We start from the raw sequence: 25,512 nt of genomic DNA, 5'->3' as shown, positions 1-25,512 counted from the left end.
CTGTACCATCATCGCGGCAAAAAAGACGGCGCTAATTCGCATCCAACGTGACCGGTTCTCTTATCTCGGTCTGGGGGGCCGAGAAATCCGCGCCGAAAAACGGCCCCAGATAGGCATAGGCCACGAGGGCCGCGAATCCCAACAATCCAAGAAAGATCAGGAATTTGATCAGTCGCCAAAGCATGTTGTACTGCCGTGCCCCTTGCCCTTTTTCCCAACTTATATATGGCCTTTCTGACAAGATCACGCCATTCACACCTTTATGAGCGAAATTCAGCAATCACCGGCACAACAGCAACACGGTACGGCCTTCGACTTGAAGAAGACCGTGGCGCTTGTGGGCATGATGGGGGCGGGTAAGACCGCTGTCGGACGTGCCCTTGCGCAACGCTTGGGCGTGCCGTTTCTCGATAGTGACGCGGAAATCGAAGCGGCCGCGAACATGACGGTGCAGGAAATATTCGCCCGCGACGGAGAGCCGTTCTTTCGCACGAAAGAGGCGCAGGTCATTTCGCGCCTGCTGGATGGCGCGCCCTGCATCCTGTCCACGGGCGGGGGCGCGTTCATGGCGCAAGGCAATCGCGATGCGATCACGCAGCGGGGCGTGTCGGTCTGGCTGGATGCCGATCTCGACCTGCTGTGGTCCCGCGTGCGGCACCGCAGCACGCGGCCGCTGCTGCAAACCGATGATCCCAAGGGCGCGCTGACCGCCATCTATGAGGCGCGGGTGCCGGTCTACCAACGGGCGGATCTGGCCGCGCAGGCCGATCCCGCTTTCACGATTGACGATATGGTAAGCCGGGTGATCGACGTCCTGTTGACCCGCCCGGATGTGTTGGAGAGGTCTCATGCCGCTTGAAACCGTATATGTGGGGCTGCCGGGCCGGGAATATGACGTGCAAATCGGGCCGGACCTGCTGGCTCAGGCCGCGGACCACATCGCGCCGTTGCTGCGCCGTCCGCGCGTGGCCATTGTGGCGGATGGCCACGTCGCCGACCTGCATCTGGACACCTTGCAAGCGGGGCTTGCCGGGATCGACAGCACGGTTCTGAAACTGCCGCAGGGCGAGGGCACCAAAAGCTGGGCGCAACTGCAACATGTCACCGAATGGCTGCTGGAACAAAAGGTCGAACGCGGCGATATCGTCATTGCCTTCGGCGGCGGCGTGATCGGTGACCTGGTCGGCTTCGCGGCGGCGATCCTGCGGCGCGGGGTGCGCTTCGTGCAGGTGCCGACCTCGCTTCTGGCGCAAGTCGACAGTTCGGTCGGCGGCAAGACCGGCATCAACTCCCCCCATGGCAAGAACCTTGTCGGGGCGTTCCACCAGCCCAGCTTGGTGCTTGCCGATACGGCGCTTCTGTGCACGCTTACCGCGCGCGACTTTCTCGCCGGCTATGGCGAGGTGGTGAAATACGGGCTGCTGGGCGATGCCGATTTCTTCGCCTGGCTCGAAGATCACGGCCCGGCACTGGCGGCGGGCGACATGACCGCCCGCGTCGCCGCCGTGCGCCGCTCTGTCGAGATGAAGGCCGAGATCGTCCTGCGCGACGAAAAAGAAGCCGGTGATCGCGCGCTCTTGAATCTCGGCCATACATTCGGCCACGCGCTGGAATCCGCCACCGGATATTCGGACCGGCTGCTGCATGGAGAAGGCGTGGCGATCGGTTGCGCCTTGGCGTTTGAACTCTCCAGCCGCCTGGGCCTGTGCAGCCAAGAGGCGCCCAGCCGCGTGCGCGCCCACCTCAAGGCCATGGGGATGAAAACGGATCTTGCCGATATTCCCGGCGATCTGCCGGACGCGGAAACCCTGCTCGCCCTCATGGGACAGGACAAGAAAGTGGTCGACGGCCAACTGCGCTTCATCCTTGCCCGCGACATCGGGGACAGCTTCGTGACACCCGACGTGCCGCGCGACGCCGTCCTGACCTTGCTGCAAGACGCCCTGTCCTGACCTACCCCAAGGAAAAAGGGGCGGCCTAAAAGACCACCCCTTCATTGTTCCAAAATACTCCGGGGAGTTTGAGGGGCAGCGCCCCTCATCGCGCCTTTAGTCGAGAAAGGCTTTCTCGACCACATATTGCGCCGGCTTGGAATTGGCGCCTTCTTCCAACCCATAGCCTTCCAGCAATGCCTTGATATCAAGGTTGAATGCCAGATTGCCGCACACCATCGCGCGATCCGTTTCGGGCGACAAGGGCGCGACACCCAGATCCGAAAACACCTCGCCCGAGCGCATCAGGTCGGTGATCCGGCCCATCTTCGGGCTCTCTTCGCGGGTGGTGGTCGGGTAATACTTGATCTTGTCCGCAAACCCTTCGCCAATCAGTTCGGCCAGCATGTCGTCATTGCGGATGCTCTCGATCAATTCAGCGCCATAGGTCAGCTCACCGACCTCCCGGCAGGTATGCGTGATGATGACCTCATCATAGTCTTCATAGGTCTGCGGCTCGCGCAGCAGGCTGGCGAATGGCGCGAAGCCGGTCCCGGTGGCGAAGAACCACAGACGTTTGCCCGGAAGCAGCGCGTCATGCACCAATGTGCCCACCGGCTTGGGGCGCAGAATGATCTGATCGCCCGGTTGAATATGTTGCAGCTTGGAGGTCAGCGGACCGTCCTGCACCTTGATCGAATAGAATTCCAGCTCTTCGTCCCAGCTGGGCGAGGCAATGGAATAGGCCCGCAGCAAAGGCTTCTGCTTGCCGGTCTTGGGATCGGGATCGCCCATCAGGCCGATCATTACGAATTCCCCGGACCGAAAGCGCAGCGATGCAGGCCGCGTGCACCGGAAGGAGAACAGCCGGTCGGTGTAGTGCTTTACCTCCGTCACTGTTTGAGCGTCGGGCAGGGTCGGGGTCGCTTTGACGGCGGCGGTCTCGTTCACGGGTGTTTGCTCAGTCATGTTTGTATCGCGTCAGGTCGGAACCTGCGCCCTCTTTACAATAAGTCGGCCTGGATTGACGAGGCGTCAAAGGGCCGCGCGGAAAATCAACCGCGCGGAACGGGGCGGGGCTTAGCCACGCAGCCTTGCTTGGTAGTCATGCGCTTGCCAGTCCGCGCGGAACTGCCACTGCGCCTCGGGCTGGCGCTGGGCGATCTCGTCGGTCACTTCGACCTCATCGAAACCGACGCGCCGGGCCATGGCATATTGATCGGCAATGACATGGCCATGGGCGCGCAAACGCCCGGTATAGCCGCGTAGGCGCAGCATCCGCGCAATGGTAAACCCGCGCCCATCGGCAGAGGAGGGGAAGGCGATGCGCACCATCGGCGCGGTCAGCGGCACGGTGTTCGGATCGGCATCCGAGGCGACGTCGATCGCGCCTGCATTGGCGGGCGCGTCTTCCACCGGGAAAAAGCCTTCGGTCCAGTCGTCGGCCACGAAGCCGCTATCGTTGATCAATTGTGTCATGTCGCCTCTCCGCCGCGTACCATTTTGCCATTCACGAAATGGATGCCGCATTCGTCCTTGTCTGCATCGCGCCACCGTCCGGCGCGGGGATCTTCGCCCGGGGCAACCTTGGTGGTGCAGGGGGCGCATCCGATAGACGGATAGCCCTGCGCCACCAGCGGGTGCCGGGGCAGGTCATGCCGGGTCATGTAGTCCTGCAGGTCACTCGCGGTCCAATGGGCCAGCGGGTTCACCTTGATCCGGCCGGTCCCGGCTTCCGCCTCGAAATGTTCCAGTGTCGCACGGGTGCCCGACTGAAACCGTTTGCGGCCCGACACCCACGCGTCAAAGCCGGACAGCGCGGTTTGCAGCGGCGCGGTCTTGCGCAGGGCGCAGCACGCATCCGTATTGCGCTGGTGCAGGGTGCCATCGGGGTCATGGACCGCCGCATCGCCCGCCCGCAGAACCACCACGCCGGTCATGCCGAATTCACGGGTCAACTCGCGCTGATAGTCCAGCGTTTCGGGGAACAGCATTTCCGTGTCGATGAAGATCACCGGCACGGATTTGTCGATCCGCGAGGCCATGTGCAGCAGGACGGCCGATTCCGCCCCGAAGGACGAAACAATCGCCACCGGTCCTAGCTCTGACAGGCCAACGCGTAACAGGTCCATCGGCTCCCACCCGTCATAGCGGTTGTTCAGCACCGCCACATGGGCGAGCGTCGCGGGGTGGGGCTGTTTCGCTCTTCGCGAGAGTTCGGGAGAGTGGTGCATCAACTAGGCCTCATTCAGCGGCAACGGCCGCATCAGGATACAGTGCTGATTGAAACGGAATCATGCCAACTCGGCGAAACACCTCCAAAAAACTCTCGTTTTCCGAGTGTCTGATGTCGAGATAGGCAAAAACCAGTCGTTCGATGGCGGGAATGATCTCTTCGGCGGAGAATCCCGGCCCGGTGCGTTGCCCCAGCGCCGCGGTTTCGGTCGCGTCTCCGCCCAGTGTGATCTGGTAGGTTTCCACGCCCGCGCGGTCCAGCCCGAGAATACCGATATGGCCCACATGGTGATGCCCGCAGGCATTGATGCAGCCGGAAATCTTGATCTTCAGCGGGCCGACTTCATGCTCCAGCTTCAGTTCTTCAAACCGTTCTGCGATTTCCTGGGCAATCGGGATCGACCGGGCGGTCGCCAATGCGCAGTAATCCATGCCGGGGCAGGCGATGATGTCGGAGATCAGCCCGATATTCGCCGTGGCAAGCCCATGTGCCGACAGGATTTTGTGGATCTGCGGCAGGTCGGCGCGATGCACATGCGGCAAGATGACGTTCTGCTCGTGGCTGATGCGCAACTCGTCATAGCCGAACCGCTCTGCAAGATCGGCCAGAACGCGCATCTGCTCTGCGCTGGCATCGCCCGGCGTTGCGCCGTGTTTCTTCAGTGAAACGGTCACGATGGCATGGCCGTCCGCCTTGTGATCGGCGACATTCGTATCCACCCAGGACCGGAAAACCGGCGAGGCGGCATAAGCGTCATCGTAATCGCCAAGTGTGGCCGTCTTGAAGGCGGGGGCCGCGAATTGCGCGATGATGCCGGAAAGCATCTGCTGATCGACGCCGTCGAATTGCGGGCGCACAAGCGCGAAACGCTCTTCGACAAGCGCGCGGATGGCATCGATGCCATGTTCATGCACGGTGATCTTGATCCGCGCCTTGTACTTGTTGTCGCGCCGCCCGATCTGGTTCCAGACAGAGACCGTCGCTTCGAGATAGGGCAGCAGGTCCGCTTCGGGCAGGAAGTCGCACAACACCTTGCCGATCATCGGCGTCCGGCCCAGACCGCCACCCACGATGACCTCGAAGCCGCGCGCGCCGTCGCGTTCCAGAACGCGCAGACCGATATCATGCGCCTTGATCACGGCGCGGTCATTGGGCGATCCGGTCACGGCAATCTTGAACTTGCGCGGCATGAATTGGAATTCGGGGTGGTCTGTGGACCATTGGCGGATCAATTCCGCATAGGGCCGGGGGTCGGCGACCTCGTCTGCCGCCGCGCCCGAGAAATGGTCCGCCGTGACGTTGCGGATCGTGTTGCCGCTGGTCTGAATCGCGTGCAGGCCGACCTCTGCCAATGCGTCCAGCATATCGGGCACATCGGCCAGCTTGGGCCAGTTATACTGGATGTTCTGGCGGGTGGTGAAGTGGCCGTAGCCCTTGTCCCATTTTTCGGCCAGCAGCGCGAGTTGCCGCATCTGCGCGGAATTGAGCGTGCCATAGGGGATCGCCACGCGCAGCATATAGGCGTGCAGTTGCAGATAAAGACCGTTCATCAGGCGCAACGGCTTGAACTCGTCCTCGGTCAAAGAGCCGTCGATGCGGCGTTCCACCTGGGCACGGAACTGGCGATTGCGCTCTGCGATGAACGCCTTGTCGAAGTCGTTGTAATTATACATGATCCGCGGCCTCCTGTTTGCCGTGGTGATAGTTCGACGGACCGCGCGCCCGGAAGGCTTCGCGGAAATGGGCGGGCTCGGGGCCATCGGGGCCTTGCTTGATCTCGGCCAGATAGGCGCCGACGACGCTGCCGTGCTGGTGCATCGCATCCATCAGGCGGATTTGGGCATGGGCCTCGTCATCCAGCACTTCGGCCTCGCGCAGATCGCGCGTCCAGCCGGTGGCCGTTTGATAGATCACGTCCCCTTCAATCAGGTGATTGGCGGTGACGACCTGGAAATCCGGTGTCTTGGGCATCAGGCAAACTCCTGGGCGATATCGGTGATTTGGGAGGTCTCGACCGCACGCGGGGCGAGGCCGAAGAAGATCAGAACGGGGCCATTCATGCCGGCCTCTGTCAGGTCTTGCGGCAGGCTTTCCAGTCGCGATGCAACGATGCGCTGATCGGGGCGGGACGCGTTTTCCACCAGCGTGATGGGCGTTGCGCCATCCGCGCCATGCATCAGCAAGCGGCCCTGCACAAAGCGCGACGACGCCTTGCCCATATAGATCGCGGCGACCTCGCCGGGGCGGGCAAGGCTGCGCCAATCGTGATCGGCAAAGCCCTTCATGTCATGGCCGGTCAGGAGCCGGACAGAGGCGTTGCGCCCGCGTTTTGTCAGGCTTTGGCCGATTGCGGCCACGGCGGCGGAAGCAGAGGTGATGCCCGGAACGATGGACCACGCGATCCCGGCATCCTCTACCGCATCAATTTCCTCGTCCAGACGGCCGAACACCGTGGCGTCGCCGCCCTTGAGGCGCACGACCTGGGCACCGGTGCTGGCGTGTTCGACGATCAGGCGGTTGATATCCTCTTGGGCGGTCGACGGGCCAAAGCCGATCTTGCCGACGTCGACCAGAATCGCCTCGCGCCGCGCCAGTTCAAGGATCTGGGGGCTGACCAGACGATCGTGGATCACCACATCGGCCTCATCCAATGCGCGGCGGGCTTTCAGCGTCAACAGTTCTGGATCGCCCGGACCTGCGCCGGTAAAGGCGACATGGCCGGGACGGGCCTTGGTATTCAAATGCGTGTCCAGCAATTCATGCAGGGCAGGTTCGACGGCCGCTTCGCCTTCGCGGATCGCGCGCGGGCCCGCATGGTCGTAATAGTCACGCCAGAAATCCCGGCGCGCACGGCCAAAGGGCAATGCCTCTGCCGCATGGCGGAAGCGCTTGCCGATCCGGGCCAAAACGCCCAGCGAAGCAGGCAGTCGCGCTTCAAGCTCTGCCTTGATGGACCGGGCCAGAACCGGGGCCGCGCCTTCGGTGCCAATGGCGACGGTGACAGGATCACGGTCGACGATGGCGGGGGTGATGAACTGGCTATCGTGCAGATTGTCGACAATATTCACCAGCGCGCCACCCGCGCGGCCAATCTGCTTGGTGCGGGCATCCAGCGCGTCGTCCTCATCGGCAGCATAGACCAGAACCGCGTCATCGGCATCGCCCGAAGTGATTTGGCGGGTGCGCAGGGTAATCCGGTCTTCGGCGGCCCAGCCTTCAATCGTGGCAGACGGGGCCACGGCAAAAACGGTGATCCGCGCTTCGGTCTTCATCAGCAGCCGCAGCTTTGCTTCCGCCGCTTCACCACCGCCAGACAGCACGATGTGCTGGCCCTTGGTGTCGAGGAAAATCGGGAAATGTTCCATCGCTATGCGCCTCGTTCGATTTCTTGACCTCAATATAGGAAAATGTCCTGTTTCATTGCTATGGGGCTGGCGAAAGAAGGACGTTCGTTCTAAGGATCGCGGCGAATTGGTCGAAGGACCACGGAACAAGGAGAAATCGGAATGTCTGTCCGCATAGACGCCACCGACCGGAAAATTCTTGCAGAGCTGCAGCGCGATGCGGGGCAGTCGTTGGAGGATATCGCCAAAGCGGTGGGCTCTTCCAAGACGCCGGTCTGGAACCGGATTCGCAAGCTGCGCGATGCCGGTGTGATTGGTCAGCAGACCGTGGTGCTGGATGCCGAAGCGCTTGGATTCGAAGCCTGTTTCTTCGTTTTGATCCGCACTTCCGAACATGAGGCGGATTGGCAGAAAACCTTCCTGCAAGCCCTGCGTGATCGCCCGGAAGTGCAAGAGGCGCATCGGCTGGCTGGCGATATCGACTATATCCTGAAGGTGCGGGTGAAGAACGCGCGGGCCTATGATGCGTTCTATCAGGCGCTGATCTCGGAAGTGCGGGTGCATAACGTGACGGCGCTGCTGTCGATGGAAGAGATCAAAGCCACCACCGCCTTGCCGCTGGAATGACGGTGCCAGCGCGGGTGGCCGCAGGGGGCGGCACTGGTCAAGCGCGCGCGGCGCGGGGTAAACTCTGCGCATGAAACGTGGCTGGACATCCCGCGCCCTGCTGATCGCGCTGTTCCTGTGCGCCGTGGCTGCGGTGGCGGGCGGCGTGTGGCGGCTGGGCTATGTGCAGGGGATCGGCGCGCTGGTGCGCAAGGGGGAGGCGGACCTTGCCCTGTCGTCGGATCGCGTGGTCGGGCAATTGCAACGCTACCGGGAACTGGCCGTGCTGATGTCCGATCATCCGGCGGTGGCGGCCGCAAATACCGGAACGCATCTGGCCGAGGCGAACACGCTGTTCCAAGAGGTCGCCGACAAGACTTCTGCACTAGAGATTCTGTTCGTGGACCGCACCCGGCGCGTTCTGGCCGCCGCGCGTAGCGAGACGGGCGGGCTGGTGCCGGATCAGCCATTTCTTGGCCGGGCAATGAATGGGGCGCTGGGCATGGGGCATGGGGCGAACCTGCTGGTTGCGCCGCGCGCGGTCTATTTCGCCGCGCCCCATTTCGCCGAAGATCGCAGCGTCGGCGGGGCCGTCGTGGTCGCGGCGGATGTGGCGGAAATCGAATGGGATTGGACAGGCACCAACCCGGCGGTGTTCTTCACCGACAGCGCGGGCGAGGTGTTCATCTCCAACCGGTCGGAATTGATCTGGTGGCGGCGCGATGCGTCGGAAGACAGCGCCGCCGCGCGCCGTTTCGAGGCGCGGATCGTGGGCGGCCGGGAAATCTGGCAAATGGAATGGGAGCCCTATTTCCCACGGCGCGCGCTGCATATCACGCGGGAACTGCCAGTGATCGGAATGACGGCAGAGGCGCTGATCGACACCGCCCCGGCACGGCGGATCGCATCCTTGCAGGCGGCAGCGGTCGCGGCGTTGTGTCTTGCCTTTGGGGCGATGCTGTTTCTGGCCACCGAACGCCGCCGGGCGTTGGCGCTTGCCAATACGAAGCTCGAAGCGCGGGTGGCCGAACGCACCAGCGCGCTTTCCGATGCCAATACCGCCCTGCGCCGGGAGGTGGCGGAACGCGAAGCCGCCGAAGCCGCGCTGCGCCGCGCGCAGGAGGATCTGGTCGAGGCGGGCAAGTTGAGTGCGCTGGGGCAGATGTCGGCCGGGATCAGCCATGAGTTGAACCAGCCGCTGATGGCGATCCAATCCTACGCAGAGAACGGCGCGGCCTTTCTGGAGCGGGACAAACCTGACCGCGCGGCGGACAATCTGCGGCGGATTTCGGACCTCACACGCCGGATCGGGCGGATCATCCGCAACTTGCGGGCCTTTGCGCGGCAGGAAAGCGCGCCGGTGTCGCGGGTCGATCTGGTGAAGGTGCTGGCTTCTGCCATGGAACTCACGGCGACGCGGCGGCGCGACGGGGGCGTGACGCTGGACTATAGCCCGCCCAAAGGGCCGGTCTGGGTCCGGGGTGGGGAGGTGCGGCTGTGCCAGGTCTTTGTCAATCTGATCACCAACGCCGTCGACGCGATGCAGGACAGCGATACCCGCGCCCTGCGGATCACCGTGCGCGAAGGCGAGCGGCTGCGTGTGGACGTGGCCGATAGCGGCCCGGGCATCGACATGCCCGCCAAGATGTTCGAACCTTTCTATTCGACGAAATCGGACCGCGAAGAGGGCGGGATGGGGCTGGGGCTGTCGATTTCCTACGGGATCGTGCAAAGCCTTGGGGGCGAGATCCGCGGGATCAATGCCGCTGCGGGCGGCGCGATCTTCACCGTTGAATTGGAACGCTGGAGCGAAGAGGAGCGGGCGGCATGATGCGACAGGTTCTTGTGGTCGATGATGACAGGGAATTGCGCGAAGCCTTGGCGCAGACGCTGGAGCTTCACGATCTGGACCCGATCATGGCGAGCAGTTTCGTCGCGGCCAAGGACCATATCAGCAAGGAATTCGACGGGGTCGTGCTGAGCGATATTCGTATGCCGGGGCGTGATGGGTTCCATCTGCTGTCTTATGCGCGGGCCTGTGACCCCGACCTGCCGATCGTGCTGCTGACCGGCGAGGGGGATATTCCCATGGCGGTAAAAGCGATGGGGCAGGGGGCGTTTGATTTTCTGGAAAAGCCTTGTGCGTCCAAGGATTTGATCGATGTGTTGGAACGGGCGCTGCGGACTCGCGCGCTGGTGCAGGAAAACCGGCGCCTTCGGACCAAGCTGGAACAGGGCGACCCGGCGGCGCGGATGCTGTTCGGGCAGTCAGGCGCGGCTGAGGCGCTGCGTGACCGGGTGCGCCGCATTGCCGAGGCGGGCAGCGATGCGCTGATCCTTGGGCCGTCAGGTTCCGGGATTTCCAAGGTGGCGGAGGTCGTCCACCTGAGCGGCAACCGCTCCAAAGCGCCATTCGTGAAGCGGGCCGCACATGATTTGGGGCCGGAGGCGTGCCAGCAAGCCTTGGACGTGGCGCAGGGCGGAAGCCTGTTTCTGGACGAAGCCGTGCGCCTGCCGATGGAGACACAGCTGTTGCTGGCCGAAGCCCTCGACGATGCGCCGCGCCCGCGGCTTTATCTGGGCGCGACAACAGACCTGGAGGCGGCGGTCGAAGAGGGGCGTCTGCATGGCGATCTTTATTACCGCCTGTCAGGCGTGAGCCTGCGCATCCCGTCCCTGTCGGAACGGCGCGAGGATATTCCGGTGCTGTTCCGTCACTACGTCGAACTGGCGGCGGAGCAGGCCGGGTTGGAGCCGCCCGAAGTCACGCCCGCCCTTGTTTCGGACCTGATGGGGCGTGACTGGCCCGGCAATGCGCGGGCGCTGATGTCCGAGGCGATGCGCTTTGTTCTGGGGCTGCGCGATGAGCGCCCCGCGCCCTCTGGCCTGGGGTTGGCGGAGCAAATGGCGCAGGTGGAGCGGACCATTCTGGAACATACGCTGCAACGTGTCGGCGGCCGCGCGGCGGCGGCGGCGGAGGCGCTGAAACTGCCGCGCAAGACCTTCTATGACAAGCTGGCGCGTCACGGGATTCGGGCAGAGACGTTTCGAAGCGAGTAAGTTGTGCGGATTTTCGCACAATGCTGCAGGGGCGTGTGCGAATTTTCGCACGGCCGCGTTATCGCGCTGAAGCGCGGATGGCGCGCGAATCGTGTAAGTATTTGAAGAACAATGAAATAGGGCGGTTTCCGCCAAGTCAGCGAATCGCGGATTGCCTGAACGCCGCAGATTCGCGCTACTTACGCCCAGTGCGGCCCTGCGCCGCTCCGAGCGTTTCGCTCTACATCATATCGGAGGAGGATACCCGATGAAATTCGTTAAAGCCGCCGTGGCAGCACTGGCGCTGAGCGTCAGCGCGTCCGCAGTTTCCGCAGCTTGCGACGATGGTGAAATCGTCATCAAATTCAGCCACGTGACCAACACGGACAAGCACCCCAAGGGGATTGCCGCGTCGCTGTTGGAACAGCGTGTAAATGACGAGATGAACGGCAAAGCCTGTATGGAGGTTTTCCCGAACTCGACACTGTATAATGACAACCAGGTCCTCGAAGCGATGCTTCAGGGCGATGTGCAACTGGCTGCGCCGTCCCTGTCGAAGTTCGAGCAGTTTACCAAGCAGTTCCGCATTTTCGATCTGCCCTTCATGTTCCGCGATATCGACGCTGTCGACGCGTTCCAGACGTCGGATACCGGGCAAGCGATGCTTGAATCCATGACCAAGCGCGGCTTGCTGGGCCTCGCGTTCTGGCACAATGGCATGAAGCAGATGTCGGCCAACAAGCCGCTGGTGTCCCCGTCGGATGCGCAAGGTCTGAAGTTCCGCGTGCAGTCGTCTGACGTGCTCAAGGCGCAGATGGCGGCAATCGGCGGCTCGCCCCAGCCGATGGCGTTCTCCGAAGTCTACGGCGCGCTGCAGACCGGCGTCGTGGATGGTCAGGAAAACACCTGGTCCAACATCTACGGCAAGAAATTCTTTGAAGTTCAGGACGGTATCACGGAAACCAACCACGGCATCATCGACTATCTGCTGGTGACGAATGTGGACTGGTGGGAGGGTCTGGACGCGGATGTGCGCGACCAGCTGGCGACCATCATCAGCGAAGTGACCGTGGCACGGAACGCGGAATCCACGGCTGTGAACGCGCAGAACAAGCAGGCGATCATCGACGCGGGCGGCACCGTGCGCACGCTGACGGCTGAGCAGCGCGAAGAGTGGGTCACCGTCATGAAGCCGGTCTGGGAACAGTTCAAGGACGACGTTGGCCAAGAGAACATCGACGCGGCGCAAGCCATCAATGCGGCGGTGAACTAAGATCAGCTTGCGCCAGCGACCCGGCTGGCGCTGCGAGCCTCGCCCTGATGGGCGGGGCTTTTTCATACGCGCTGCGGCGGCTTCAGCAGGCTGCGCGTATCCGGGATTTCTGATCGAGGAGGTGGGGCCATGTCGGTCCAGACAAACAAGGAACTGACCGGCCTGTCTCGGTTGGTGAATGAATTTGAGGAAACGGCCATCGCCGTGATCCTTGGAGCGATGACGGTGATCACCTTCATCAATGTGATCCTGCGCTATGGCTTTGACACCGGCATTATCTGGGGACTTGAGATGGTGTCATTCCTGTTCGCCTGGCTGGTGCTGTTCGGGGCGAGCTATGCGGTGAAGACCACATCGCATCTTGGCGTCGACGCCATCGTGAACCTGTTTGGCCCCGGCGGGCGGCGGGCTTTGGGCTTGATCTCCGGGCTGATCTGCGTGGTTTTCGCGTTTCTCTTGCTTAAAGGTGCGTGGGATTACTGGGCGAATTTCGCCAACCTGCCGCAGACCGAAGGGCGGTGGTTCCCGCTGGGCTTCGAGGAAATGCGCCGTACCTCCTATCGCGGGTGGTACGAGGTGATCGACATTCCGATGCCCGAATGGCTGCGCTGGATCGAACCGATCATGAATGACGGCGATGAATACGAGAAAATTCCGCGCTTCATTCCCTATCTGATCCTGCCGGTGGGCATGGCGCTGCTGCTGTTCCGGTTTATCCAGGCGACGGTGCGGATCTGGCAGGGCAAGGCGACAAGCCTGATCGTCAGCCATGAAGCCGAAGACGACGTGGAAAGCGTCCGTCACGTGAACGCGGGGGACTGAGTTAATGGATGTCGTTCTTCTTTTTTCGATGGTGATCGGGCTGATGCTGATCGGGGTGCCGATCGCGGTGTCCCTTGGGTTTTCGTCGATCATGTTCCTGTTGGTCTATTCGGATGCCTCGTTGGCCTCGGTCGCGAACTCGTTGTTTCAGGCGATGGCAGGGCATTACACATTGCTGGCCATCCCGTTCTTTATCCTTGCCTCGACATTCATGAGCACAGGCGGCGTGGCGAAGCGGATCATCCGGTTCTCCATCGCCTGCGTCGGGCACCTGCCGGGCGGTCTGGCGATTGCAGGTGTCTTTGCCTGTATGCTGTTTGCCGCGCTATCGGGGTCATCCCCGGCGACGGTGGTCGCCATCGGGACAATCGTGATCGCGGGTATGCGGCAGGTCGGATATACCAAGGATTTCGCTGCGGGGGTCATCGCCAATGCGGGCACGCTTGGCATCCTGATCCCACCCTCCATCGTGATGGTGGTCTATGCCTCTGCCGTGGATGTTTCCGTGGGACGGATGTTCCTTGCGGGGGTCATTCCGGGCCTGATGGCGGGCACCATGCTGATGGTGACGATCTATATCATTGCCGTGATCCGCGACTTGCCGAAGGGTGAGTGGAAAGGTTGGGGCGAGGTTGCTGCCTCCGGGCTTGATGCGATCTGGGGGCTGTTGCTGATCGTGATCATCTTGGGTGGTATCTATGGCGGTATCTTCACCCCGACCGAAGCGGCGGCGGTGGCGGCGGTCTACGCGTTCCTGATCGCGACCTTTGTCTATCGCGATATGGGGCCGCTGCACACGCCGGGTGAGGAGACGCGCAATACCGAGCTGTGGCGCAAACCCTATGCGTTGCTGACCGTCTGGTTCCACAAGGATACGCGCGACACGTTCTTTGAGGCGGGCAAGCTGACGGTGACGCTGCTGTTCATCATCGCCAACGCGCTGATCCTGAAGCACGTTCTGACCGAAGAACAGATTCCTCAGCAGATTGCGTCCTCTATGCTGGAGGCGGGTCTGGGGCCGATCATGTTCCTTGTCATGGTCAATGTGATCTTGTTGATCGGCGGGCAGTTCATGGAGCCGTCAGGCCTGCTTGTGATCGTGGCACCCTTGGTGTTCCCGATTGCGATCGAGCTGGGGATCGATCCCATTCACCTGGGCATCATCATGGTGGTCAACATGGAGATCGGGATGATTACGCCGCCCGTGGGGTTGAACCTGTTCGTGACGTCTGGCGTGGCGGGGATGCCGATGATGCGGGTCGTGAAAGCCGCGCTGCCCTTCACGGCAGTGCTGTTCATCTTCCTGATCATGGTGACTTATATCCCGGCGATCTCCACTTGGTTGCCCAATATGATGATGGGGCCGGAGATCATCACGAATTGACCGTGAAACCTGGCGGAGCGCCCCCTGACCGGGGGCGCATGTCTTTATCAGGGGGGCTGTCTGCCCCCCATCGCTTTTTCAAAGCGATTCCCCCCGAAAGTATTTCAGAACAGGCGAAGATCAGGAGGCTTGCAGGGCCGTGATGATCGGGGCGAAATCTGTCGCCTTCAGGGACGCGCCGCCGACCAGTGCGCCGTCGACATTGTCAGCCTTGAAAATCGTGGCGGCGTTGTCGGGTTTGACCGAGCCACCGTAAAGTAGGCGCATGGCGTGGCCTTCGTCGCCGAAGCGCGCGATGAGTTTGGCGCGCAGGTGATCGTGGACTTCGACGATCTGTTCCAATGTCGGAACGCGGCCGGTGCCGATGGCCCAGATCGGCTCATAGGCGATGACGGTATTGGCGGCGGTGGCGTTGTCGGGGCAGGACCCGGCCAATTGTCCGGCAAGGATGTCGAGCGTGTTGCCGGCTTCGCGCTCTGCCTCTGTCTCGCCGATGCAGATGATCGCAGTCAGGTCGCAGGCATGGGCAGCGCGGGCTTTGCCGCGCACTTCGGCGTCGTCTTCGTGATGCGCTTCGCGCCGTTCCGAATGGCCGACGATCACATGGGTTGCCCCAGTGTCGGCGATCATTGCGGCGGAAATGTCGCCAGTATAAGCGCCATCCGCATCGCCGTGGCAGTCTTGCGCGCCGATCGAGATGCCGGTGCCTTTGGCGGCTTCGCTTGCGCGGTACAGTAGGGGTGCGGGCGGGCAGATGAGAATACCTGTCTGGTCATCGGCGGTGATCGCCTGTGCCAAGGCGGCAAGCTCTTTCAGGCTGGCGGCAAGGCCGTTCATCTTCCAATTACCGGCGGCGAGTTTGCGGCGCATAAGGAACCTCGTTATGAAAACATCCTTGCGGTGCTAACACTTTGCCCGAAACTCGGCAACGGCGCAGGCTGTTTCGCTACAAGTGGCTGAGCGCGCGGCGCGCCCATTCGCCCAGTTCGTCCGGATCGTCCTGCACCTCGTCCGGGATCGTCCAATAGGGCATGGCCGCGCTGACGCCGCTGTCGCGGGTGTAGGTCCAGCGTTCCCACCCGGCGGCGTCGAGGGTCGCGGCCATTTCGCCCGCGCCTTTCAAGCGCAGCGTGCCGTCGGACATGAGCAGCGCAAAGATCCTGCCGTCGAGATAAATGCCCAGCCCGCCAAACATCTTGCGGGTCGTGATCGGACCGACGGCATCAAAGAGATCGCGCATATGGGCGATTTGCGCGTCAGAGACTGCCATCAGCCTTTGCTGGTGGCGTCCATTGCCGCGGACAGGTCATCCATATTGTCGAACTTGATGGATTCGCCGCAGCCGCAGGCTTCGGACACGTTGGGATTGTTGAACCGGAAACCGCTTTCAAGCAGCGAGGTTTCGTAGTCGATCTGCGTGCCGAAAAGGAACATCTGCGCCATCGGGGCGATGATCACGCGGGCGCCATCCTGTTCCACGATTTCCTCGTGTTCGCCGACCTCATCGACATATTCCATGGTGTATTCCATGCCTGCGCAGCCGCCTTTCTTGACGCCGATCCGCAGCCCCTTATGACCTTCCTTTGCCATCAGCCGCGAGATTTGCGCCGCAGCGCGGTCGGTCATGGTGACGGCTTGTTTGCCGGGAATACTGAACATGGTGTACCTCATTCGCCCTTGGTCCCAATCTAGGGGGACGGGCCGCCAATCTCAAGGAGGGCAAATGTCGCGTAGGACATTGCCAAGGCCCAGCCGTAAGAGGCGAGCGTGCCGATGATGACATATTCGCCAGCTTTGCTGTCCTTTGCGGCGTCGAAACGCAGGATGGATTTGGCGGCGACCAGAAAGCCGACGCCGGCGGGGTGGCCAGCCCAGATCAGCAGGAAGATGAGCGCGCGTTCGAGTTGGCCGATCAGGCGGCCCGCATCCGGCAGGCTTTCTTCGGTCAGATGCTCGGAAAACCGGGCCGTCAGGAGGCCGACTGCGAACCCGCCAGCGCGGATGGTCAGGATTGCGCCAGAAGCGATCAGGGCCGGGGCAAAGGCGAGGGCCGCAATGTTGGACCAGAGGCCTGTCGCAATTGCATCCGGCCACCAGATCACGGCGACGATCAGGCTGAGCAGATGTGCCACTTGGTCGATCAGAAAGGCCGTGAATGTGTTGCGGTGGCGTTGGGGCACCACCCAGACCTTGGTGGCATCAATCGCGAAATGGGCAAGGGTGATTGCGCCTGCGACCTGCCAGACACCGCCCAGCGCGAGGTTGCTGAGGATGAAAACGATCAGGACATGCAACAGCAAGACCGGCGGGTCGGCTTTGCGCGTCGCCATCCAGTTGGTCTGAAAAACGAAATCCGCCAAGACATGGGCGAGCAGAAGCGCGGTGAAGCTGTGCAGCATCGCGGGGGAAATCGCGTCCATCAGGGCAAGCATTTGAGCTTTCCTTTTGGCAGAGCAAGTCGTTCTGCTTGCATTATTCGGCCTCCCACGCGGCGAGTGCGGCATCCAATGCGGTGTAGCCTGCGGACCAGAGTGCCTGATTGACCGCTTGCCGGGTGATGCCCAGCGCCTCTGCCGCTTTGCTGCGGGGGCCTGATCCGGGCGGTAGAATTTCGTACATCGCGCTGGCCTGCGCTTGGGTCCAGCCGCGCGCGATATGATCGGCAAGATGCAGTGTCGCTGCCGGTGCGCCACCCGAAGCGTGGGACATCAGCACATGTTTGGGCAGATGCTCCAGCAACCGGCCGGATTCGGTAAAGGCTGGCCCATGGGCGCTGTTCGTGTCGCCATCTTGGGGCAGCGTGCCATCGCCGATCGCGACCGCGATCCGTGTGTACAGGTTTTTGTCGCGGCGGCGCAGGCCGGCTTGCGCAAAAAGCACCGCGCGAAGGGAGAGTGCTGGGGCGGAGATTGCCATTTGCCACGCATCGCCCCCACGCCGGGCAAACCCAGCAGTCAGATCGGGCTGCCAACGCGAGATTTCCATGCACGCGCTATAAAGCGCATCGAGGCTCGCATCCAGATCCGCGGCAGTCAGCGCGCTGGAATCGACGATATCCCCTGTCAGTACGGCAAAATTCATGAGCAAGTCATATCACTTGCTTCGATGAAAAGAAAGTTATTTTGCCTGACTGGGGTGGGGCTTACATGAAGCCCAGTTCAAGCCGCGCCTCATCGGACATCATTTCCATGCCCCAGGGCGGCTCCCATGTGAGTTCCACGTCGACCTGTTTCACGCCGGGGATCGGTTCGACCGCATCTGCGACCCAGCCGGGCATCTCACCGGCGACGGGGCAACCTGGCGCTGTCAGCGACATGATGATCCGCACTTCGTTCTCTTCGTTGATGTCGATCGTGTAGATCAGGCCCAATTCGAAGATATTGACCGGAATCTCGGGATCATACACCGATCGGCACGCATCTGCGATCTGGTCGTAGAGCGGGTGGTCCGTGGAGGAGGGGGCGATCAGCGGTGCGCCCTCCATCTGTCCGGTTTGATCGTTCATCGGATCCTCGCATCGATTTCCTGACTAGTCATATAGGAAAAGGGATCATCGCCGTCCAGAGGTGGCGCGTCTTCGTGACGGTTCCCATGTCGATTACTGGCCGGTCAGCAGCATCAGGGCCGGGCTGGTCGTCGTGGTCGTGTTTTCGGACAGCGCGCCGAGTGTCAGAAACCGGTTGCGCAAGGCTTCGAGGTTTTCAGGCTCAAGGAATTCCGACACCTCACTGACACCGAACTGCGATTCCATCCGCGCTTTCAGAACCGAATGCTGTTGGTCGATGTCGATGCTGGAAAATGCGGAAGGCAGTTGGAACGCGGTTTCAAACACCGTGCGCAGCGGAGAGGAGGCGAGCACGCTGTAAATCTGGGCGTCCCCGGTGGACGAACCTGTGGCGACGGTGGTCAATTCGCGTTCCAGGGACAGGGCAAGGCGCAGATTGGTGTTGGTATCCCCAACGCTGGATTCGAATTGCCGGTCGAGATAGTTGCGCGTGATCGCGTCGGCGAACCCTTCGGGATAGTTTTGTCCCGTATCCCCAGAGGTGAAGGCAAAGGCTTTGGCCATTTCCTTGAGGGGGGTATTGAAGGAAAAGGTCAGGGCAGACACGCTCGCGCTTAAATCCGCATCAAGCATGGTTTTTACCTGTGTCAGCTCGCCCACATCGGCCTCTTGCCCATAAAGGCGCATGGTGGCGTCATAGACATCAAGGTCGAAGACGACATCGAAGCTGTTATCAAGGTTCTCGAGCCGGTCTTCGGAGAGCATCAGTTCCACAAAGGTTTGCGCCGGGCTGGGAGTGTCGGGCCAGCCATTTTGAAACGCTTCCGCCATTTCGAGCCATGGCGCGTTGGAGGGTTGATTGGCGACGGACGCGGGATCCGACAGGTCGGAGTTGAGGATATCCCGCAGCAGGTCGTCACCGGGATTGCCGACATCGAAGGTGGCCAGCGCATCCTCCAGCAGCATTTCGTTATTGATCAGGTCGTCCGCACTGGACAGATCGTCAATATCCGGCCAGCCAAAGCGAAAGGCTTGCGACAGCATCGACAGGCGTTCGTCGCCCACGATGTTGACCAGCGAGTTTTCATCCGTGGGATCGGATTCGAGGATCTTTTGCAGGTAATCGGGATCGGTCTGGGTGATGCCGAAAATCTCTGTCGCGGCGCTGAGCATCCGGGGATCGTTTACCAGGTCTTCCGCTGTCAGGGTGTCATCGAACTTGCCATCGAAGGTGTTGATGAACCGTTCCATCGGTGTGTTGCCTTCAACGGTATTATCAAAGCCGATCGCCGCAGCGAAATCTGCCCAAGCCGGTTGGGTCAGGCGGTTGACGAAGCTGCTTTCATCCGTGAGGTCGGATTCCAGCACTTGCCGCAGAAAGAAGGTGTTGTTCTCATTCCCCTTCAGGCCGAACTGTTCGAGCGCGCCGCGCAGGACGGACCGGTTCAGCGGAGAGAGCAGATCATCGACGCTTTCGATGCCGTCAAGTTGCAGTGTCGATCCATCATCGGGCAATTGCGGGCCGGTGGAGCTGTTAAAGCCAAAGGTTTCCGCTATGGACAGATAGGTCTTGTCGCCCAGCCGATTTGCGAAAGAGGTGCTGTCCGCCGGGTCCGATTCCAGCACTTTCTGGATGAACGCCTTGTTGTCGATATCGTCTTCCAACCCGAACGCGCCAAGCGCCACCTGCAAAAGCTGGCGGTTGTTCACAAGCTCTTCGGCGGTGCTGATACTGCCGATCTGGTCCTTGAACGCCTGCACATCACGATCAAAAATCGTGTTTTTGTCGAAATTGGCCTGCTGCGTTTCCCGCGTTTCCGTCAGGAAATTGTAACCGGCCAGACCGGACCCGAGAACGATGGGATAGAACGTCATTTTGGACCTGTGACACTGTTACTACGCGTTACCAAACATGGCGCAAGGCACGGGTTCAGGCGTGCTGCGACCTGTCAGATCGTGGCGCAAAAAACCTAAGATCAGGTAAATGCCAAACGGTGTCAGGGTGGTCAGGACCGGCTCTCAGCCGCCGCTGCGGACTTTCCGGCGCGTCGGTTTGGGGGCCGCGTGCGTTTCGATCTCGTCATAGAGGAAGCCCACGACGTTCTTGCCGGTCGCTGTCTCGATCCCTTCGAAGCCGGGAGAGGAATTGACCTCCAGCACTTTGGGGCCGTCTTCGGAGCGCAGCAGATCGACCCCGGCGATGCCCAGCCCGAAGGCTTTGGCAGCTTTCACGGCGGTGGCGCGTTCCTGCCGGGTGATGCGGGCGACCTTGGCGGTGCCGCCGCGATGCAGGTTCGACCGGAAATCGCCATCGGCGCCGGTGCGTTTCATCGCCGCGACGACTTTGCCCGCGATCACAAGGCAGCGAATATCTTCTCCGGCGGCCTCTTTGACGAAATGCTGCACAAGGAAGTTGGCACGCAGTCCGCGGAAGGCGTCGATCACCGATTCAGCCGCTTTCTTCGTTTCTGCCAGAACGACGCCCTTGCCTTGAGTGGATTCCAGCAGCTTCACGATCATCGGCGCGGTGCCGACAAGATCCATCAGGTTGCGCGTATCCTTGGGCGAGGCCGCAAAGGCCGTCGTCGGCATCCCGATCTTTTGCGAGGCGAGGATCTGATGCGCTTGCAGTTTATCACGGCTTGAAGCGATCCCGGTGGAGCCGTTGACGCAATAGGTGCCGATGGTCTCGAACTGCCGGATCACGGCGGTGCCATAGGGGGTGATGGATGCGCCAATGCGCGGCACCACGGCGTCATAGCGGGGCAGGCGCGCACCGTCGTAATGCACCTCGGGGCTCATCGCGTTGATGGCCATATAGCAGCGGGTGGTGTCGATCACCTCTACCGTGTGTCCGCGCGCTTCGCCTTCCTGCACCAGGCGGCGGGTCGAATAATTGTCCTCGCGGCTGAGAACCGCAATCCGCAGCGCGCGTTTCGGCGCGGTCTTGCGCAGCCCGGCAGAGCGGTAAACATCATAGCTGAGTTCCGGCTGAAGATGCTTTTCCGTCGCGGTGATGGTGATGTGTTCGGTCAGCGCCTGCCGCCCCAGCAGCATCCGGCTGGCCATGCCGGCACGGTTGGTCAGGGTGATCTCGATCGGCCAGCTTTGACCATTCACCGTCAGTTTCGATCCAATGACATAGCGCATCTCTTTCTCGCCGTTGGACGACGTGACTTCGCGCCGGTCCAGAATGGTGGCGGAACAGGGGATCGCAAGCCCGTCATCGCCCGCCACCGGGTTCACGATGAACCGCACCTTGGGTTTGGCGTTGGGGCCGAAAACCTCGATCTCGGAGGCGTGCAGCGCCGATGTTCGCGCACCGGTATCTACCTTGGCGCGCAGCGCGGGCAGGCCAAGATCGGGAAGGGCTACCCATTCCTCCCAGCCGAATTCCAGTTGGGTCGGGGTGTCATCAGACATGTCGGTCGTTCCTTGCTGCGGTGCCGCGAATGTATCAGCCTGTGATGGCGCTCACAACTGCGATACGACCGTGACGGGCCTGCGAAGGCCAAGGTTTGCGCCCTAGCGGCACCGGGCCTTTTGAGGCGAGGCGATGCGTGCCGCCGCTGCGCTTTGCCGCTGGCTTAATCTGCTGCCGTGTCAGTCGTTGATGTCATTGGTAAAGGTCTTGGCCCCGCTTGACTGGCGGCGAAAGGCCAATCGCAGCGCGATCCAGGACAGCAGCGACAAACCTGCGAACAGCGCCATCAGCGCGTTGAAGCTCAGCCCGGCGATGAAACCCTGCGCCACCAGCGCAATCAGTCCAACGATCAGCGCCCCCAGCATGAAGCCAAGGAAGATGAAGCCCGGTGCCAGCACCTCGATAATGCCGAATACCAACCCAATGGCGATCCAGACCCACCATGTTGTCAGCCACGCCATCATGGCTTGCGCCCCTTGAGCAGGCTGAAGGCGTCGGTGAAGGCGTCGACCGCATTGGCGGGCAGCACCACGGTTTGATTGCCAGCGCTGGAGCCGAGACCATTCAGCGCCTCCACCTGCTTCAGCGCGATTTGGTACTGGGCCGCTTCCAGCCCGTTTTCATTGATCGCCTGCGCCACGACCTGCGTGGCATAGGCTTCGGCATCCGCCAGCACGCGGCGCGCTTTGGCAGTTTGCTCGGCGGCATAGAGTTCCCCATCGGCGGCCAGTTCCACGGCACGCTTCTGGCCCTCCGCTTCGGTCACCTGCGCCCGGCGTGCGCGTTCCGCGTTCAACTGTTGCAGCATCGCGTCGCGTGTCGCCTGATCCAGATTCACATCCAGAATTTCGGCCCGCGTGACCTCGATCCCCCAATCATCCACCGCGTCCTCGACACTGGTCTTGATGGTAGAGATCAACTGCGCCCGGTTGGACTGGACCTCGTCCAGATCCATCTTGCCGATCTCTGCCCGGACGATACCGGCGACGGTGGTGGAAATCGCCCCATCCACATCGCGGATACGGTAGACCGTCTTTTCAGGCTCCAGAATGCGGTAGAAGACAGAGGTATCGACCTGCACCAGCACGTTGTCGCGCGTGATGGCGTCCTGGCTGGCGGTCGGGAGCTGGCGTTCAAGGATCGACACCTGATGCGCCACGCGGTCGAGGAAGGGCACGATCAGGTTGATACCGGGGCCAAGCACCGCGCGCAGGCGGCCGAACCGTTCGACCACGTGCTTTTCCGACTGGCTGACGATTTTGACCGCCTTCAGAACAAGGATCACGATCAGGACGGCTGCAATCAACCAGACGACATTCGCCTCTGCGAAGCTAAGCAGGATATCTTCAATCGGCACGGGGGGCTCCTCACAACGTATACCGGCAAGAATGTCGTCAGAGCGGGGCAGAAAGGCAAGGGGAAAGCCCGCGCGCTGGGCCTGCCCGTAGGGTGCGCTTCAGCGCAGCTTTCCTGCCGGAAGGGCGATCATCCAACTTGTCGCGGGGGCGCTGCCGGATTATTGCGGGCCCATGACCTCCTTTAGTTTCGATCTTCAGGCCACCGATGGCCGCGCCCGGACCGGGGTGATCTCCACCCCGCGCGGCGATATCCGCACACCTGCCTTCATGCCCGTCGGAACGGCGGCCACAGTCAAGGCGATGATGCCGGAAAGCGTGCGCGCCACGGGGGCCGATATCCTGCTTGGCAATACCTACCACCTGATGCTGCGCCCCACCGCCGAGCGAATCGATCGGCTGGGCGGGCTGCATAAGTTCATGAATTGGGATCGTCCGATCCTCACCGATTCCGGCGGGTTTCAGGTGATGAGCCTTGCCGGGCTGCGCAAGCTGACGGAAGAGGGCGTGACGTTCAAAAGCCATGTAGACGGGTCCAAGCATATGCTCAGCCCCGAACGCTCCATGGAAATTCAGCGGCTTCTGGGCTCTGACATCGTCATGTGTTTCGACGAATGTCCCGCCTTGCCCGCCGACCGGGACCGGATCGCCGCGTCGATGGAACTGTCGATGCGCTGGGCGGCGCGGTCGCGTGAGGCGTTCGGGGACCGTCCGGGCCACGCGCTGTTCGGGATCCAGCAGGGGGGGCTGGAAGAAGACCTGCGCGCGCAATCTGCCGAAGCGCTGCGCGAGATCGGGTTCGAAGGCTATGCCGTCGGTGGTTTGGCTGTGGGCGAAGGGCAGGAGGCGATGTTCGGTTGCCTCGACTATGCGCCCGAGCAGCTTCCGCAAGACAAGCCGCGCTATCTGATGGGGGTCGGCAAGCCCGATGACATCGTGGGGGCGGTCGCGCGCGGGATCGACATGATGGATTGCGTGCTGCCGTCGCGGTCGGGGCGGACGGGGCAGGTCTTTACCCGGCTGGGTGTGCTCAACATCAAGAACGCCCGGCATCAGGACGATCCGCGCCCCTTGGACGAAGAATGCACATGCCCGGCCTGCCGCAACTATTCGCGCGCCTATCTGCATCACGTCTTCCGCACGCAGGAGATCATCTCTTCCATGCTGCTGACGTGGCACAACCTGCATTACTACCAGCAGATCATGGATCAGATGCGCCACGCGATTGCCGAAGGTCGGTTCGAAGCTTGGCAGACGGAGTTCACACAAACGCGGGCGCAGGGCGATATAGACCCGCTGTGACTGGCCTGCGGTAAGCGCCCGGCGATGTATCTGCCCGACAGGGGGGGGTAATCCATTTGATCTGCCGGGGTCTCTCCCATGACGGGAATTGCTGTGCTAGGGTCCGGCCAACTCAAAAGGCGACATTCTCATGACCACGTCCAAGACTGCACAGCCACAGCTTGCCGATACGCCTGCCGACATCCCGGACCAGTGGGAGACCTTCCTGACCATGATCGAGGACACGCTTTGCTCTGTCGTCGTGCATGTGGGGATCGAACCCTTTCTGGATGCAATGATGCCCGCCACGGTGATCCAGGCCGAAATCGCGTTGGCCCATGTCACCGCGAACGGGATGCCGACCGTGGCCGAGGGGAAGACCCTGATGGCCTTTGACGAGGCGCTCCAGACAGCGATCGGCGTGCCGGGGCAGCACTATCTTGGGCGCATCACGGCGAACGGGCTTCGGCGCATCTATGTGCTGATCCGCAACGACGCCGATCTGCCACAGGTGGAACGGACGCTGGTCACGGTGGGGCAAACCCACGGCTATGAGGTCGCGCTGATGCAGATCACCGACGCGCCGCTGCGACCATACCGGGATCTGCTTTATCCGACCGATCAGGATTGGCAGTGGATCGCGGATCAGCGGCAACTCGATGCGCTGCGCGATGCGGGCGATATGACGGCCGAGACGCGCCCGGTCGAACATTGGTGCGCCTTTACGAGCCCCCGTGCCGCCGAACAATTCGCCGATTGGGCGCGCAGCAAGGGCTATAGGGTGGCCCCGGTGGAACCCGGAACCAGCCATGAGGATGGCTTCGTCGTGCGGCTGACGCATCTTGCCACCATGGCACCGCAGGATATCGGTCTGCATACGATGCGCCTGCTGGATGCCTGTGCCGGGCAGGGCGGCAGCTATGAGGGCTGGCAAGCCATGGTGGTGCAGAGCGCTGGGCAAGGTCTGGCGGAGGCGCAGCGCCAAGGCCTCGGCGCGGAAACGTCGCCGATTCTGCGCCTGCACTGAACGGGGCAGCTGCGCTTTGGCGAAAGCGCGCCTTCCGGCCAGCCGTGCCCGCCATCTTGCGGGTTAACGCCACCTTCCGTCCCGCAATACGCGGTTTTGCGCGCGTCCCCGGCAGCGCGCCCGCAGCGTTAACTAAACGTTCAGGAATTGACGGATATTCGGTTTTTGCGCCATTGGCCCGTTGCACACCAAGGGCTGTCGCGGCATGTTGTGAACTGAACACGGCTTGAAAAACGCTGGGTCGGGCCACAGTTTAACACTCCGTAGACAGGAGACGGGCAGTGT

Annotated in this window: 27 protein-coding genes; 10 read left to right on the top strand and 17 right to left on the bottom strand. The window is 61.9% G+C overall.

The features are described 5' to 3' along the window. Positions 1-31: 31 nt before the first annotated feature. Complete coding sequence (locus E4Z66_RS19585) at positions 32-184, bottom strand: hypothetical protein (RefSeq protein WP_168797720.1); 153 nt, start codon at positions 182-184, stop codon at positions 32-34. A gap of 78 nt (positions 185-262) precedes the next feature. On the opposite strand from E4Z66_RS19585, the gene E4Z66_RS04550 reads away from it, so the two are divergent. Then, the gene (locus E4Z66_RS04550; protein WP_136461753.1) at positions 263-859 is read left to right on the top strand and encodes a shikimate kinase; all 597 of its coding nucleotides are present in this window, start codon (positions 263-265) and stop codon (positions 857-859) included. After that, entirely contained in the window at positions 849-1,952 is a 1,104-nt protein-coding gene (aroB, locus tag E4Z66_RS04545; RefSeq protein ID WP_136461752.1) for a 3-dehydroquinate synthase, read from the top strand. The genes E4Z66_RS04550 and aroB overlap by 11 nt, the downstream gene beginning before the upstream one ends. Before the next feature lie 96 nt (positions 1,953-2,048). Here the strand turns inward: aroB and E4Z66_RS04540 are convergent, their stop codons facing one another. From E4Z66_RS04540 to cysG, 6 genes are all read right to left on the bottom strand, one after another. Beyond that, complete coding sequence (locus E4Z66_RS04540; RefSeq protein ID WP_136461751.1) at positions 2,049-2,900, bottom strand: ferredoxin--NADP reductase; 852 nt, start codon at positions 2,898-2,900, stop codon at positions 2,049-2,051. Between the two features lie 111 nt (positions 2,901-3,011). Then, the gene (locus E4Z66_RS04535; RefSeq protein ID WP_136461750.1) at positions 3,012-3,410 is read right to left on the bottom strand and encodes a DUF934 domain-containing protein; all 399 of its coding nucleotides are present in this window, start codon (positions 3,408-3,410) and stop codon (positions 3,012-3,014) included. Continuing rightward, positions 3,407-4,165 (bottom strand): phosphoadenylyl-sulfate reductase, encoded by a 759-nt coding sequence (locus tag E4Z66_RS04530; protein WP_136461749.1) that lies wholly within the window; start codon positions 4,163-4,165, stop codon positions 3,407-3,409. The genes E4Z66_RS04535 and E4Z66_RS04530 overlap by 4 nt, the downstream gene beginning before the upstream one ends. A gap of 10 nt (positions 4,166-4,175) precedes the next feature. Next, on the bottom strand, positions 4,176-5,840 hold the full coding sequence (locus tag E4Z66_RS04525) for a nitrite/sulfite reductase (RefSeq protein ID WP_136461748.1): 1,665 nt from the start codon (positions 5,838-5,840) through the stop codon (positions 4,176-4,178). Next, on the bottom strand, positions 5,833-6,138 hold the full coding sequence (locus tag E4Z66_RS04520) for a DUF2849 domain-containing protein (RefSeq protein WP_136461747.1): 306 nt from the start codon (positions 6,136-6,138) through the stop codon (positions 5,833-5,835). The genes E4Z66_RS04525 and E4Z66_RS04520 overlap by 8 nt, the downstream gene beginning before the upstream one ends. Then, positions 6,138-7,532, bottom strand: coding sequence for a siroheme synthase CysG (gene cysG / locus E4Z66_RS04515; protein WP_136461746.1), 1,395 nt, complete (start codon positions 7,530-7,532; stop codon positions 6,138-6,140). Before cysG ends, E4Z66_RS04520 begins: the two co-directional genes overlap by 1 nt. Positions 7,533-7,673: 141 nt before the next feature. Between cysG and E4Z66_RS04510 the strand changes: the two genes are divergently transcribed. The 6 genes from E4Z66_RS04510 to E4Z66_RS04485 all read left to right on the top strand — a co-directional run bounded on the left by E4Z66_RS04510 (position 7,674) and on the right by E4Z66_RS04485 (position 14,635). After that, on the top strand, positions 7,674-8,138 hold the full coding sequence (locus E4Z66_RS04510; protein ID WP_136461745.1) for an Lrp/AsnC family transcriptional regulator: 465 nt from the start codon (positions 7,674-7,676) through the stop codon (positions 8,136-8,138). A gap of 70 nt (positions 8,139-8,208) precedes the next feature. Then, positions 8,209-9,948, top strand: coding sequence for a sensor histidine kinase (locus E4Z66_RS04505; protein ID WP_136461744.1), 1,740 nt, complete (start codon positions 8,209-8,211; stop codon positions 9,946-9,948). Beyond that, positions 9,945-11,177, top strand: a complete 1,233-nt coding sequence (locus E4Z66_RS04500; protein WP_136461743.1) for a sigma-54-dependent transcriptional regulator — start codon at positions 9,945-9,947, stop codon at positions 11,175-11,177. Before E4Z66_RS04505 ends, E4Z66_RS04500 begins: the two co-directional genes overlap by 4 nt. A 247-nt stretch (positions 11,178-11,424) precedes the next feature. Next, entirely contained in the window at positions 11,425-12,429 is a 1,005-nt protein-coding gene (locus E4Z66_RS04495; protein WP_136461742.1) for a DctP family TRAP transporter solute-binding subunit, read from the top strand. A gap of 129 nt (positions 12,430-12,558) precedes the next feature. Continuing rightward, on the top strand, positions 12,559-13,251 hold the full coding sequence (locus E4Z66_RS04490) for a TRAP transporter small permease (RefSeq protein ID WP_136461741.1): 693 nt from the start codon (positions 12,559-12,561) through the stop codon (positions 13,249-13,251). Between the two features lie 4 nt (positions 13,252-13,255). Beyond that, complete coding sequence (locus E4Z66_RS04485; protein ID WP_136461740.1) at positions 13,256-14,635, top strand: TRAP transporter large permease; 1,380 nt, start codon at positions 13,256-13,258, stop codon at positions 14,633-14,635. A gap of 120 nt (positions 14,636-14,755) precedes the next feature. On the opposite strand, the gene tpiA is transcribed toward E4Z66_RS04485, so the two are convergent. From tpiA to E4Z66_RS04435, 10 genes are all read right to left on the bottom strand, one after another. Continuing rightward, entirely contained in the window at positions 14,756-15,505 is a 750-nt protein-coding gene (tpiA, locus tag E4Z66_RS04480; RefSeq protein ID WP_136461739.1) for a triose-phosphate isomerase, read from the bottom strand. A 76-nt stretch (positions 15,506-15,581) separates the two neighbouring features. Next, positions 15,582-15,905 (bottom strand): TfoX/Sxy family protein, encoded by a 324-nt coding sequence (locus tag E4Z66_RS04475; protein ID WP_136461738.1) that lies wholly within the window; start codon positions 15,903-15,905, stop codon positions 15,582-15,584. Continuing rightward, positions 15,905-16,294, bottom strand: a complete 390-nt coding sequence (locus tag E4Z66_RS04470) for a HesB/IscA family protein (protein WP_136461737.1) — start codon at positions 16,292-16,294, stop codon at positions 15,905-15,907. The genes E4Z66_RS04475 and E4Z66_RS04470 overlap by 1 nt, the downstream gene beginning before the upstream one ends. A 29-nt stretch (positions 16,295-16,323) precedes the next feature. Beyond that, on the bottom strand, positions 16,324-17,067 hold the full coding sequence (locus tag E4Z66_RS04465) for a DUF3307 domain-containing protein (RefSeq protein WP_168797719.1): 744 nt from the start codon (positions 17,065-17,067) through the stop codon (positions 16,324-16,326). 40 nt (positions 17,068-17,107) lie between these two features. Next, the gene (locus E4Z66_RS04460; RefSeq protein WP_136461734.1) at positions 17,108-17,716 is read right to left on the bottom strand and encodes a MarR family transcriptional regulator; all 609 of its coding nucleotides are present in this window, start codon (positions 17,714-17,716) and stop codon (positions 17,108-17,110) included. A 61-nt stretch (positions 17,717-17,777) separates the two neighbouring features. Then, complete coding sequence (locus E4Z66_RS04455) at positions 17,778-18,140, bottom strand: SUF system Fe-S cluster assembly protein (RefSeq protein ID WP_136461732.1); 363 nt, start codon at positions 18,138-18,140, stop codon at positions 17,778-17,780. A 93-nt stretch (positions 18,141-18,233) separates the two neighbouring features. Beyond that, positions 18,234-20,015, bottom strand: a complete 1,782-nt coding sequence (locus E4Z66_RS04450; protein WP_136461730.1) for a DUF1217 domain-containing protein — start codon at positions 20,013-20,015, stop codon at positions 18,234-18,236. A 144-nt stretch (positions 20,016-20,159) separates the two neighbouring features. Then, positions 20,160-21,563 carry a 30S ribosomal protein S6--L-glutamate ligase gene (rimK, locus tag E4Z66_RS04445; RefSeq protein WP_136461728.1) on the bottom strand — a complete coding sequence of 468 codons (1,404 nt, stop codon included), beginning with the start codon at positions 21,561-21,563 and terminating at the stop codon, positions 20,160-20,162. 180 nt (positions 21,564-21,743) lie between these two features. Beyond that, the gene (locus E4Z66_RS04440) at positions 21,744-22,028 is read right to left on the bottom strand and encodes an NfeD family protein (RefSeq protein ID WP_136461726.1); all 285 of its coding nucleotides are present in this window, start codon (positions 22,026-22,028) and stop codon (positions 21,744-21,746) included. Next, positions 22,025-22,921, bottom strand: coding sequence for an SPFH domain-containing protein (locus E4Z66_RS04435; protein ID WP_211097107.1), 897 nt, complete (start codon positions 22,919-22,921; stop codon positions 22,025-22,027). Before E4Z66_RS04435 ends, E4Z66_RS04440 begins: the two co-directional genes overlap by 4 nt. Positions 22,922-23,093: 172 nt before the next feature. Here E4Z66_RS04435 and tgt point away from each other — a divergent pair, with 172 nt between their 5' ends. After that, the gene (gene tgt, locus E4Z66_RS04430) at positions 23,094-24,221 is read left to right on the top strand and encodes a tRNA guanosine(34) transglycosylase Tgt (protein WP_136461724.1); all 1,128 of its coding nucleotides are present in this window, start codon (positions 23,094-23,096) and stop codon (positions 24,219-24,221) included. Positions 24,222-24,351: 130 nt separating this feature from the next. Continuing rightward, positions 24,352-25,227 (top strand): DUF695 domain-containing protein, encoded by an 876-nt coding sequence (locus tag E4Z66_RS04425; protein ID WP_136461722.1) that lies wholly within the window; start codon positions 24,352-24,354, stop codon positions 25,225-25,227. Positions 25,228-25,512: the final 285 nt, after the last annotated feature.

The organism is Aliishimia ponticola (assembly GCF_004803475.1).
GTDB lineage: Bacteria > Pseudomonadota > Alphaproteobacteria > Rhodobacterales > Rhodobacteraceae > Aliishimia > Aliishimia ponticola.
The sequence above is the reverse complement of the archived record's forward strand: the minus strand, read 5'-3'. Positions and strand labels throughout refer to the sequence as shown.

Excerpts from the sequence above, each read along its gene's own strand:
- E4Z66_RS04530 (WP_136461749.1), bottom strand. The coding sequence starts at position 4,165 with ATGCACCACTCTCCCGAACTCTCGCGAAGAGCGAAACAGCCCCACCCC.
- E4Z66_RS04495 (WP_136461742.1), top strand. The coding sequence starts at position 11,425 with ATGAAATTCGTTAAAGCCGCCGTGGCAGCACTGGCGCTGAGCGTCAGC.
- E4Z66_RS04490 (WP_136461741.1), top strand. The coding sequence starts at position 12,559 with ATGTCGGTCCAGACAAACAAGGAACTGACCGGCCTGTCTCGGTTGGTG.
- E4Z66_RS04510 (WP_136461745.1), top strand. The coding sequence starts at position 7,674 with ATGTCTGTCCGCATAGACGCCACCGACCGGAAAATTCTTGCAGAGCTG.
- E4Z66_RS04475 (WP_136461738.1), bottom strand. The coding sequence starts at position 15,905 with ATGGCAGTCTCTGACGCGCAAATCGCCCATATGCGCGATCTCTTTGAT.
- rimK (WP_136461728.1), bottom strand. The coding sequence starts at position 21,563 with ATGTCTGATGACACCCCGACCCAACTGGAATTCGGCTGGGAGGAATGG.
- E4Z66_RS04525 (WP_136461748.1), bottom strand. The coding sequence starts at position 5,840 with ATGTATAATTACAACGACTTCGACAAGGCGTTCATCGCAGAGCGCAAT.
- E4Z66_RS04505 (WP_136461744.1), top strand. The coding sequence starts at position 8,209 with ATGAAACGTGGCTGGACATCCCGCGCCCTGCTGATCGCGCTGTTCCTG.
- tgt (WP_136461724.1), top strand. The coding sequence starts at position 23,094 with ATGACCTCCTTTAGTTTCGATCTTCAGGCCACCGATGGCCGCGCCCGG.
- E4Z66_RS04440 (WP_136461726.1), bottom strand. The coding sequence starts at position 22,028 with ATGATGGCGTGGCTGACAACATGGTGGGTCTGGATCGCCATTGGGTTG.
- tpiA (WP_136461739.1), bottom strand. The coding sequence starts at position 15,505 with ATGCGCCGCAAACTCGCCGCCGGTAATTGGAAGATGAACGGCCTTGCC.
- E4Z66_RS04470 (WP_136461737.1), bottom strand. The coding sequence starts at position 16,294 with ATGTTCAGTATTCCCGGCAAACAAGCCGTCACCATGACCGACCGCGCT.
- cysG (WP_136461746.1), bottom strand. The coding sequence starts at position 7,532 with ATGGAACATTTCCCGATTTTCCTCGACACCAAGGGCCAGCACATCGTG.
- E4Z66_RS04455 (WP_136461732.1), bottom strand. The coding sequence starts at position 18,140 with ATGAACGATCAAACCGGACAGATGGAGGGCGCACCGCTGATCGCCCCC.
- E4Z66_RS19585 (WP_168797720.1), bottom strand. The coding sequence starts at position 184 with ATGCTTTGGCGACTGATCAAATTCCTGATCTTTCTTGGATTGTTGGGA.
- E4Z66_RS04425 (WP_136461722.1), top strand. The coding sequence starts at position 24,352 with ATGACCACGTCCAAGACTGCACAGCCACAGCTTGCCGATACGCCTGCC.
- E4Z66_RS04465 (WP_168797719.1), bottom strand. The coding sequence starts at position 17,067 with ATGCTTGCCCTGATGGACGCGATTTCCCCCGCGATGCTGCACAGCTTC.
- E4Z66_RS04485 (WP_136461740.1), top strand. The coding sequence starts at position 13,256 with ATGGATGTCGTTCTTCTTTTTTCGATGGTGATCGGGCTGATGCTGATC.
- E4Z66_RS04550 (WP_136461753.1), top strand. The coding sequence starts at position 263 with ATGAGCGAAATTCAGCAATCACCGGCACAACAGCAACACGGTACGGCC.
- E4Z66_RS04520 (WP_136461747.1), bottom strand. The coding sequence starts at position 6,138 with ATGCCCAAGACACCGGATTTCCAGGTCGTCACCGCCAATCACCTGATT.
- E4Z66_RS04450 (WP_136461730.1), bottom strand. The coding sequence starts at position 20,015 with ATGACGTTCTATCCCATCGTTCTCGGGTCCGGTCTGGCCGGTTACAAT.
- E4Z66_RS04460 (WP_136461734.1), bottom strand. The coding sequence starts at position 17,716 with ATGAATTTTGCCGTACTGACAGGGGATATCGTCGATTCCAGCGCGCTG.
- E4Z66_RS04535 (WP_136461750.1), bottom strand. The coding sequence starts at position 3,410 with ATGACACAATTGATCAACGATAGCGGCTTCGTGGCCGACGACTGGACC.
- E4Z66_RS04500 (WP_136461743.1), top strand. The coding sequence starts at position 9,945 with ATGATGCGACAGGTTCTTGTGGTCGATGATGACAGGGAATTGCGCGAA.
- E4Z66_RS04540 (WP_136461751.1), bottom strand. The coding sequence starts at position 2,900 with ATGACTGAGCAAACACCCGTGAACGAGACCGCCGCCGTCAAAGCGACC.
- aroB (WP_136461752.1), top strand. The coding sequence starts at position 849 with ATGCCGCTTGAAACCGTATATGTGGGGCTGCCGGGCCGGGAATATGAC.